Below are 7999 nucleotides of genomic sequence, written 5' to 3'. Positions count from 1 at the left end.
GCGAAGGCCGAATGGGCGATGTTCGGCGGGGTGGCGGCGGTGGCGTTCGAGCTGTTCACCCGCTGATCGCGGCCGGTGGGGCGAGCCGGTGGGCAGGTCAGTGGGCGGCGGTTTCAGTGGCGGCCTCAGTGGCGGCTTCGGCGGCGGTGCGGGTGGCCTCGATGAACGACTTGTGCCTGGCCCCCCACTCCCCCAGCGGGGCGAGTGCCTGGTTGAGGGAAAGGCCCAGGTCGGTCAGGGAGTATTCGACCTTGGGCGGGACCTGGTGGTAGACCTCGCGGTGGACGACCTCGTCGGCCTCCAGTTCGCGAAGCTGCTGGATCAGCATCTTCTCGCTGACCCCGGGGACCTGCCGTTTGAGCTCGCCGAAGCGGTGCGGTGCGCCGTCGCCGAGGGCCCACAAGATCAGCGCTTTCCATTTGCCGCCGACGACGTCGACGGCGGCGTCCAGCCCGCACAGGTACGGCTGTCTCGGCATGGCCCCATCTCCAGGTAGTGCCGGCTTTTTGGTGAGTACCCGGCACAGGCGCCGGTACTCCCCCAGCTTAATGGGCGGGCATCGCCCCCGGGCGGGATCACATCGACGCGATGGGCTTCGGGCGGCCGATCAGCGGCCGGCCATGATGGGGGCGGGCGCATTCAGGCCGTTCGGGGACGCCTGCGGGCGGTGAACGTGCCGAGGCCCCGCCCTGTTCGGCTTCGATGCGCCCGGCCGGCTTGGGGCCGGCCGCCGGCGCCTCGCGTGCGGCCCGCCAGGCGGTGTCGCCAGGGTGGAGACGGCTGCGGGCGAGTTCGAGCTAGGCGCGGGTGCGTACCGGCAGTGCGGCCAGGCCGTGCATGAGCATCCCTGCGCGCCAGGTGAGCCGGTCCACCGGCACGTACAGCCCCGGAGTACCGCCCGGGGGGCCGGCGGCAGGTGCGGTGACCCCCAGTTCGATCAGTTCGGTGGGGTCGAACCGTGTCAGCCGGTGGTCGTCGGGGCTTTGCGGCCCGGTGTCCGCCAGGGCGGGGAACGCCTTGAGGGAGGGGTAGGCGTAGGGGAGGTATTCGGCGAGGCCGCTGGTGTGGTTGATCAGCATCCGGATCGTGATCGCGTCACCGCGTTCTCGGGAACCAGTTTCGGCAGGTAGCGGCCGATCGGCGCGTCGAGACCGATCTGACCGCTATCGACCTGTTGCAGCACGGCGGCGGTGAAGGTCTTGGTGATGCTGCCGATGCGGTGTCGCATGTCGGCGGTGACGGGACGGCCGGTGGCCACGTCGGCGGTCCCGGCCGCGCCGCGCCATACCTGGTCGCTGTGGCGGACCTCGGCGAACAGGCCCGACATGCGTCCTTTCGTATTGCCGGTGTGCTCACACCGACACTATGCACGCAGTGCGTGCAACAGCAAGTGCATAGATTAGGCTGGGCCCGGCGAGAGGGTGAGATGACAGGCAGAAGACGCTGGTCGACCGAGGAGATCCTGGAGACGGCGGCGGAGTTGCTGCGCACGGGCGACGCCGAGTCGTTCAGCGTGCGCAAGCTCGCCGCGGTGCTCGGCACCGACTCCTCCAGCCTCTACCGGCACTTCCGCAGCAAGACCGAACTGCTGCGCGCGGTCGCCGACCGGATCCTCGTGGCCGCCATGGACGGCTACCACCCCGAGGGCGACTGGAAGCAGCGCATCACGGCCCTGGCCCTGCGCGTGCGAGAGGCGTCGGGACGGCAGCCCCAGCTCGCCGCGGTGTGGGGACGCTACGCCTCGGGCGGCATCGGCTCCCGGCTGGTCATGGAGGAGATGCTGCAGGCTCTGCGCGCGTCAGGGCTGCCCGATGCGGAGATCCCGGCGCACTACCACCGGATCGCGGTCCTGATCGCGGCATTGATCGCCTCCGAGGCGGGGATCAGCGCCCTCACCCCCGAAGAGCACGAACAGGGCATGGAGCTGTTCCGCGTCGCGGTGCTCGGCGCCGACCCCGAACGCTTCCCGGCCCTGACCCACTTCGCCCGCGACGTCCGCCCGCTCGGTGCCGACCGCCGCGCCGCGTTCGAAGAGATCCTCGCCGCGCACCTGGCCCACATCGAGGCCGCGATCCGCCCGAGCTAGCCGGCCGGCCCGTCGCCGCCGGCCGCCGTTCTCCCGCATGGCCGGGTCGCCCTTGTAGCCATGAACCGGCAGGCGCGGGGATCGAGTTCGTGGCCGGTGCCGTACTCGGCGGTCCCGGCCAGGTGTTTGAACGATCGTACTAGTTGTACTATGGTTCAAATATGTGCCCGCAACGAGAAGATGTCACGACGCAGGCCGGGCCGCAGCGTGCCGGAGTTCGGGAATGGCTCGGCCTGGCACTGCTGGCGCTTCCTACCGCGCTGCTGGGGTTCGACATCACGGTTTTGTACCTGGTGTCGCCGAGCATGGCCGCCGACCTGAATCCCACGGCCACCGAGACCCTGTGGATCATGGACGCCTACGGCTTCTTCATCGCGGGGTTCCTCATCACGATGGGAACCCTGGGAGACCGAATCGGCAGACGGCGCCTGCTGATGATCGGCATCACCGCGTTCGCGGCGGTGTCGGTGCTGACCGCGTTCGCGCCGAGCGCCGGCCTGCTGATCCTGGCGCGGGCGCTGCTCGGCGTCGCCGGCGCCACGCTCATGCCCTCAACGCTGTCCCTGATCAGCAACATGTTCGCCGACGTACGCCTGCGGGCCGTGGCCATCGGCGTGTGGGCCACCGTGTTCTCCCTCGGCATGGCCGCCGGCCCGATGGTGGGCGGCGCCCTGGTCGACCGGTTCTGGTGGGGGGCGGCCTTCCTGCTGGCGGTGCCGGTGGCGGCGGTCGTCCTGGCCGGGGCGCGCCTGCTGCTGCCCGAGTACGCGGCGCCCGGCCAGGGCCGAATCGATCTCATCAGCGTCGCCCTGTCGCTGGCCGCCATCCTGCCGGTGGTTTACGCCGTCAAGCACCTCGCCGCACACGGCATCGACGCCCTGACGCCACTGCTCGCGCTGCTCGCCGCCGCGGCCGGGACCGCCTTCGTACGCAGGCAACTGCGGCTCGCCTCCCCCCTGCTGGACGTGACGCTGTTCGCCGACCGCGGCTTTTCCGCCGCCCTGGCGGTACTGCTGATCGGGCTCGTCGGCGTGGGCGGCACGATGTACCTGGTCACCCAGTTCCTGCAACTGGTCGAAGGACTGTCCCCGGCCGAGGCCGGGCTGTGGATGGGGCCACCGGCGCTGGCGATGTTCGCCGCCGCCATCGGCGCGCCGATCGTGGCCAGGCGCATCCGGCCGGGAACGGTCATGGCCGCGACACTGGGACTCTCCCTGATCGGCTACCTGCTCCTCGGCACGACGGGCAGCGACGGCTGGGCGGGCGTCGTGAGCGGCTTCGCCTTCATCTACCTCGGCCTGGGCGCCATCGCGGCGCTGGGCACCGACATCGTCGTCGGGGCCGCGCCGGCGGCCAAGTCGGGATCGGCGGCGGCGATGTCGGAGACCGTGCAGGAACTCGGCCTGGCCGTGGGGGTCGCACTGCTGGGGAGCCTCGCCACGGCCGTCTACCGTTCCCGGGCCCAGGCGCCGGAACAGGCCGCACCGGAGATCGCCCAGCGTGTCACCGACAGCCTCGGCGGGGCCTTGGCGCTGTCCGGCCGGATCCCGGTGGGCACGATCCGCGATGCGCAGGCGGCGTTCACCACCGGCCTGAACATCGCCGCCCTCACCGCAGGCGCCGCGATCGTGGCGGTGAGCGCGTTGTGCCTGCTCATGCTCAGGCACATCCGCCCGATCGGGGACTCCGGGCCGTGATCGTCTAACCTGGTGACGGGAGGGAGCATGGGCGAGGACAAGACCGCGGACGGGCGCAAGGCCAGAGGCAACAAGCGCCGAGCCGAGATCATCGAGGCCACCCTGGCGGTCATCCAGCGCGAGGGGGCGGCGGGAGTGACGCACCGCACCGTCGCCAAGGAGGCGGGCATCACCGTCAGCCTGAGCACGTACTACTTCGCCACCCTCGACGACCTGCTCGTCGGCGCCCTGACCAGCATCTCCGAGTCCTACACCGCGCGCATCCGCCACATCATCGACGAGCGTGAGGACAAGCTGCGCGGCCTGGCCGAACTCGTCGCCGAATCCGCCGGCCCCGGCCGCGACCGCGCCCTGGCCGAACGCGAACTGTCCACCCTGGCCGCCCGGCGGCCCGCCCTGCGCCCCGTCGCCCGGCGATGGCGCGAGAACGTCGCCGAACTGGCCCGGCACTGCACCGACTCCCCCGAGGCCGTGGCCGCGCTCGTCGCGACCTGCGACGGGCTCTGCGCCGCCATCCTGCTCGACAACGTTCCCGCCGACACCGGCTACGCGCACGACGTCCTGCGACAGGCGATCGGCGCCACCCCCGGTACCGGGATCGGCCAGACCGGCCCGTTGCAGACCACGGGGTGAACGACCCGGGAAACCGCCGCCCACGCCATCGCGCCGCGCGTCGAGCAGTAGGGACCCTGGTGGCACCGAGGAACTTTCGGTCGGAAATGGCCGCGAGCTGCGCTTACCTCAGGTGGTGTGACCTCGCTACGCCGACGTTGGTGCCTGCGTGGGCGGGGCCGCCGTCTTCGGCGGGCGGGCGGTAGAACCGGTCGATGTTGAGGTGACCGGCTCGCCGCGCTGCCGGCGGGCGCGTGCGTGCGAGGGTGTCGTGATCGACTTCGGCGGGCCGGCCCGCCGTGCCCGATCTCCGTGCATCCTCCGCGGTTTCGCAGGATCTGAGGCATCCTGCGATGCGTGATCGGTCAATGAGAGGCGTCCTATGACTTGCACGCCCGCGAGTTCGTGATCCTCAACCCGCACCACTTCGCAGAGCACCACAGGGTCTGCGCCCTCAGCCGCCAGCCGGGCGCACTCTCCAACAGGGCCTCGGCGCGCGCGGTCTGCTCGCGGCGGCGAGGGTGCGGGGAATCTTGCATGCCCTGTTCGGGAAGAGACCGATGGGAAAGGACCCGGCCAAGGGCACCTCGCCAGCGGTCGATCTCACAGCAACCGACGCCTCCGCAGCGCCTGCCAGGACCTACCACCCGCCGAATACGAAGCCTTCTACCGCGCCGAGATCAACCCGGCTACTTCCACCCCGGCCAGATAATCCGGCCTTTACAGATAGCGCCGGCTAAGTCGGCGTCGCCTTCGCATCGTCAAAGCGTTCGCCCACGTGTCTGGCTGTTATGTGCCTTGGCCGCAACGGAATGCACCAGCGCCTGCACATCTTTCATATGCTGGTTGAACTTTTTCTTGACATCGCCTTCGTCCGTTGTCTGGGTGGTCCACTCGCGGCAGACACATGCACCGTACCAGCCCTCAGTTCTGCCATCCGGATCGGGATGAATCTCTAGGAGGTGCGCGTCGGGATCGATGAGCGGATCTTCCCAGTACGGCGGCCATTCGCTGCCCATGGAGATCACCTCCGTGAAAGAGGAGCTATGGAGTGCCCTTGTGTTCTCTGCGGAGTCGGGTTTGTGAGGTGTGATGTGACCGGCCCATTCGGCGGCGTCGGGCGATAAGGCTCACCGGCATGCGTGCGAGGAGGCAGGCAGTGAGCCTAATGAGCCTGCGGCACGGCGGTGTCCGTCAGGCAGATGACGAGGACATCATCACCAGGTGACGGGCAGCTCGATGGGGCCGGTCACCGCATGGCCGAATTTTCGCGGGATCGATTCCGCCGCAATTGCCAGGCTCAGCTCTGGCAAGTGTTCCACTAACTGGCCGATGGCGGTCACCACCGCTTCATGGCCGAGGTGGCGGCCAATGCAGTAATGGATGCCGTGGCCGAATGACAGGTGCCCGCGCCCCTCGGTGGCGCGAGTGAAGTCCAGCCGATCTGGGGTGTCGAACACCCGCCCATCATAATTGGCCGCATCCATCGAGGGAATGACCACGTCGCCCGCCTTCAAGCACTCTCCCCCGGGGAGCCGGACATCATGCATGGCGCGTCGGGGCATGCCATCAGCCGCGGCATTGGAGAACATTCTCTCTAACTCGGTCACCGTACCGTTCAGCATCTCGGGGTGCTGCACCAGGTATTTGAATCCGCTCTCGTATCCGAGATAGGCACGGCTTAGCAGTACCTGCGTAAAAGTCCCGATATTCCCAGCTGTGGTTTCCCAGCCACCGATGATCAGGGCGATCGGCAGCATGATCACCTGTTCGGAAGGGAAATCCTGGGCATGTGCCGCAATATGTGACAGCAGGTCGTCCGCGGGCTGTCGGCGCCGTTGCTCGATCAGTGTGCCGAGATACTCCGCCATGACGGCTCCTGACGCACGCGCCTCTGCGCGCGTGGCATGCGATGTCGCGAGGAACGACGTGCTCCATTTGTAGAATTCTTCCCGGTCCTCTTCCGGTAGGCCGAGCAGATCGCATATCGCGTTCAAGGCAAAAGGCAGGGCGAAGCACTTCATCAAATCAGCGGGGCCGCCTTGATCAACCATTTCCTTGAGGAATCTATCACCTTGGCGAATGAGCTCCGGGCGTCGCCGGGCGACCGCGCGCGCGGTGAACGACGAGCTGACGAGGCGCCGGAGCGCCGTGTGCCCGGGGGGATCCATGCCGAGGAGGGTCCCGGCCAGGCCTGGGACATCGTCCACATCTAGGGCATGTTCCCGGGAGAATCGCGTGTCCTGGAGGACGAACCTCACATCGTCCCAGCGAGTGACCAAGAACGCGTGTCCGGAGGCCCGCTGGACCGCCACCACTCCGGTCGGCGTCTCTCGGATGTGGTGATACAGCGGATTGATGTCCAAGGGGGGCCGGTTGATGCCCTGCGCGTCCTGATCAAGAGGGTGACGGATCTCATTGATGTCCCAGGATATATCGGACGTCATACTAACCATCCTTAATAAGGGGGCGGGTGAGGGCGCCGGCCCGATGCGCAGGCATCCAGGCCAGGATCACCATAGAACAGCGGTGATCAATTTTGCAGAGAGCGTCAGGTTAGAGATCGGTAATCGAGCGGTGCTAGAACAGTGGCACACGTTGGGGCGCCCAGCAGATTCCGGACAGGTGGCTGCATAAGCTGACAGAAGTCTGGAAGAGGTAGGTACCTCACGAGACGTCGCAGGCAGTTCTCGCCGGAGTTCAAGGAAGAAGCCATCCACACGGTGCTAGAGGACGATCGGACGGTCACACCAGTGGCGCGCAAGCTCGAAGTGCAATTGGGAGATTCGGCATCGGACGGCGAGCAGGCAGGACGGGCGGCAGGCGATCTCGGGGCCGGAGCGTGCCCAGATCCGGGAGCTGGAGCGGCAGAAGGCCGAACTGCGGGAGAAGCTGACGTTGCTGTGAACCCTGTCGGGAAGCGAGCGGCCTGATCGCCGCTCGTGGTTTTCGGGCTCTTCGCAGACCAGGGTGTAGTGCCTGTCGGACGGTGCCCACGCACTTGAAAGTGCCTTTTGTAAGCCCTCTATTACTCACTCATGATGGCGTTACGCACTACTAGTGAGGTGAGGAAAGAAGATGGCTGAGCAGGTAACGCAACCCGACGGGTCGCAGGTCGTCATCGAGGTGTGGGCCGACCTGGGCTGCCCTTGGTGCTATGTCGCAAAGCACCGGCTCCAGGCCGCGATTTCACAGCGCCCGGACGCGGACAGGTTCGAGATCAGGATGCGATGTGTAGTACGCAGGCGACCAGGGCCTCGGGTTCGAGTTCTTCTCCGACGTGCAGGACGGCTTCTTCGCGGGCACCCTCAACCCCTACGACTCGGACGCTCTGGCAGGCGTCGCGTAGTCGGCCGGGCTGGACGGGCGGCGAGTCCGCGAGATCCTCGCGGGCGACGAGTACGCCGACCGCGTGCGCGCCGACCGCCGCGAGGGTCTGGAGCTGGGCGCCACTGGCGTCCCATTCGTTGTCCTCGGCCGCCGGGTGGCGGCCCCGGGTGCCCAGAAGGTCGCCGTCTATGCCCAGTTGCTGGAGCAGGTGGCCGGGCCGGTGCCGAGTGAGCGTGTGTCATGAGCGGGGCCAGGGGCGGGCTTCAGATCGTGG

General features: G+C 67.9%; 9 protein-coding genes and 2 pseudogenes. 6 read left to right on the top strand and 5 right to left on the bottom strand.

Annotated elements, in window-relative coordinates:
• Positions 1 to 97: 97 nt before the first annotated feature.
• From C1I98_RS31205 to C1I98_RS45410, 3 genes are all read right to left on the bottom strand, one after another.
• Positions 98 to 478, bottom strand: coding sequence for a winged helix-turn-helix transcriptional regulator (locus tag C1I98_RS31205; RefSeq protein WP_111170958.1), 381 nt, complete (start codon positions 476 to 478; stop codon positions 98 to 100).
• A gap of 319 nt (positions 479 to 797) precedes the next feature.
• Positions 798 to 1079 (bottom strand): hypothetical protein, encoded by a 282-nt coding sequence (locus C1I98_RS45415; protein WP_306461932.1) that lies wholly within the window; start codon positions 1077 to 1079, stop codon positions 798 to 800.
• On the bottom strand, positions 1073 to 1327 hold the full coding sequence (locus C1I98_RS45410; protein WP_306461931.1) for a serine hydrolase domain-containing protein: 255 nt from the start codon (positions 1325 to 1327) through the stop codon (positions 1073 to 1075). The genes C1I98_RS45415 and C1I98_RS45410 overlap by 7 nt, the downstream gene beginning before the upstream one ends.
• A gap of 99 nt (positions 1328 to 1426) precedes the next feature.
• Here C1I98_RS45410 and C1I98_RS31195 point away from each other — a divergent pair, with 99 nt between their 5' ends.
• The 3 genes from C1I98_RS31195 to C1I98_RS31185 all read left to right on the top strand — a co-directional run bounded on the left by C1I98_RS31195 (position 1427) and on the right by C1I98_RS31185 (position 4416).
• Positions 1427 to 2086 carry a TetR/AcrR family transcriptional regulator gene (locus C1I98_RS31195; protein ID WP_111170957.1) on the top strand — a complete coding sequence of 220 codons (660 nt, stop codon included), beginning with the start codon at positions 1427 to 1429 and terminating at the stop codon, positions 2084 to 2086.
• Positions 2087 to 2247: 161 nt separating this feature from the next.
• The gene (locus C1I98_RS31190) at positions 2248 to 3783 is read left to right on the top strand and encodes an MFS transporter (RefSeq protein WP_111170956.1); all 1536 of its coding nucleotides are present in this window, start codon (positions 2248 to 2250) and stop codon (positions 3781 to 3783) included.
• A gap of 27 nt (positions 3784 to 3810) precedes the next feature.
• Entirely contained in the window at positions 3811 to 4416 is a 606-nt protein-coding gene (locus C1I98_RS31185) for a TetR/AcrR family transcriptional regulator (RefSeq protein WP_111170955.1), read from the top strand.
• 740 nt (positions 4417 to 5156) lie between these two features.
• On the opposite strand, the gene C1I98_RS40815 is transcribed toward C1I98_RS31185, so the two are convergent.
• Together C1I98_RS40815 and C1I98_RS31180 are read right to left on the bottom strand one after the other, a co-directional pair.
• A complete protein-coding gene (locus tag C1I98_RS40815; RefSeq protein ID WP_146607747.1) occupies positions 5157 to 5414 on the bottom strand; it encodes a hypothetical protein in 258 nt (85 codons plus the stop codon).
• A gap of 198 nt (positions 5415 to 5612) precedes the next feature.
• Entirely contained in the window at positions 5613 to 6842 is a 1230-nt protein-coding gene (locus C1I98_RS31180) for a cytochrome P450 (protein WP_158558252.1), read from the bottom strand.
• 237 nt (positions 6843 to 7079) lie between these two features.
• Between C1I98_RS31180 and C1I98_RS45865 the strand changes: the two are divergent.
• The 3 genes and pseudogenes from C1I98_RS45865 to C1I98_RS45855 all read left to right on the top strand — a co-directional run.
• A pseudogene (locus tag C1I98_RS45865) lies at positions 7080 to 7328 on the top strand (transposase); the annotation flags it as partial.
• 145 nt (positions 7329 to 7473) lie between these two features.
• A pseudogene (locus C1I98_RS45860) lies at positions 7474 to 7614 on the top strand (DsbA family protein); the annotation flags it as partial.
• Between the two features lie 139 nt (positions 7615 to 7753).
• A complete protein-coding gene (locus C1I98_RS45855; protein ID WP_368773551.1) occupies positions 7754 to 7969 on the top strand; it encodes a DsbA family oxidoreductase in 216 nt (71 codons plus the stop codon).
• Positions 7970 to 7999 lie beyond the last annotated feature (30 nt).

This window comes from Spongiactinospora gelatinilytica, assembly GCF_003236385.1.
GTDB classification, from domain to species: Bacteria; Actinomycetota; Actinomycetes; order Streptosporangiales; family Streptosporangiaceae; genus Spongiactinospora; species Spongiactinospora gelatinilytica.
This window is presented reverse-complemented; position numbering and strand designations above follow the sequence as displayed.

Bases quoted from the DNA above. Each gene is read 5' to 3' on its own strand.
- C1I98_RS31195 (WP_111170957.1), top strand. From the start codon at position 1,427: ATGACAGGCAGAAGACGCTGGTCGACCGAGGAGATCCTGGAGACGGCG.
- C1I98_RS40815 (WP_146607747.1), bottom strand. From the start codon at position 5,414: ATGGGCAGCGAATGGCCGCCGTACTGGGAAGATCCGCTCATCGATCCC.
- C1I98_RS45415 (WP_306461932.1), bottom strand. From the start codon at position 1,079: ATGCTGATCAACCACACCAGCGGCCTCGCCGAATACCTCCCCTACGCC.
- C1I98_RS31190 (WP_111170956.1), top strand. From the start codon at position 2,248: ATGTGCCCGCAACGAGAAGATGTCACGACGCAGGCCGGGCCGCAGCGT.
- C1I98_RS31185 (WP_111170955.1), top strand. From the start codon at position 3,811: ATGGGCGAGGACAAGACCGCGGACGGGCGCAAGGCCAGAGGCAACAAG.
- C1I98_RS31180 (WP_158558252.1), bottom strand. From the start codon at position 6,842: ATGACGTCCGATATATCCTGGGACATCAATGAGATCCGTCACCCTCTT.
- C1I98_RS31205 (WP_111170958.1), bottom strand. From the start codon at position 478: ATGCCGAGACAGCCGTACCTGTGCGGGCTGGACGCCGCCGTCGACGTC.
- C1I98_RS45410 (WP_306461931.1), bottom strand. From the start codon at position 1,327: ATGTCGGGCCTGTTCGCCGAGGTCCGCCACAGCGACCAGGTATGGCGC.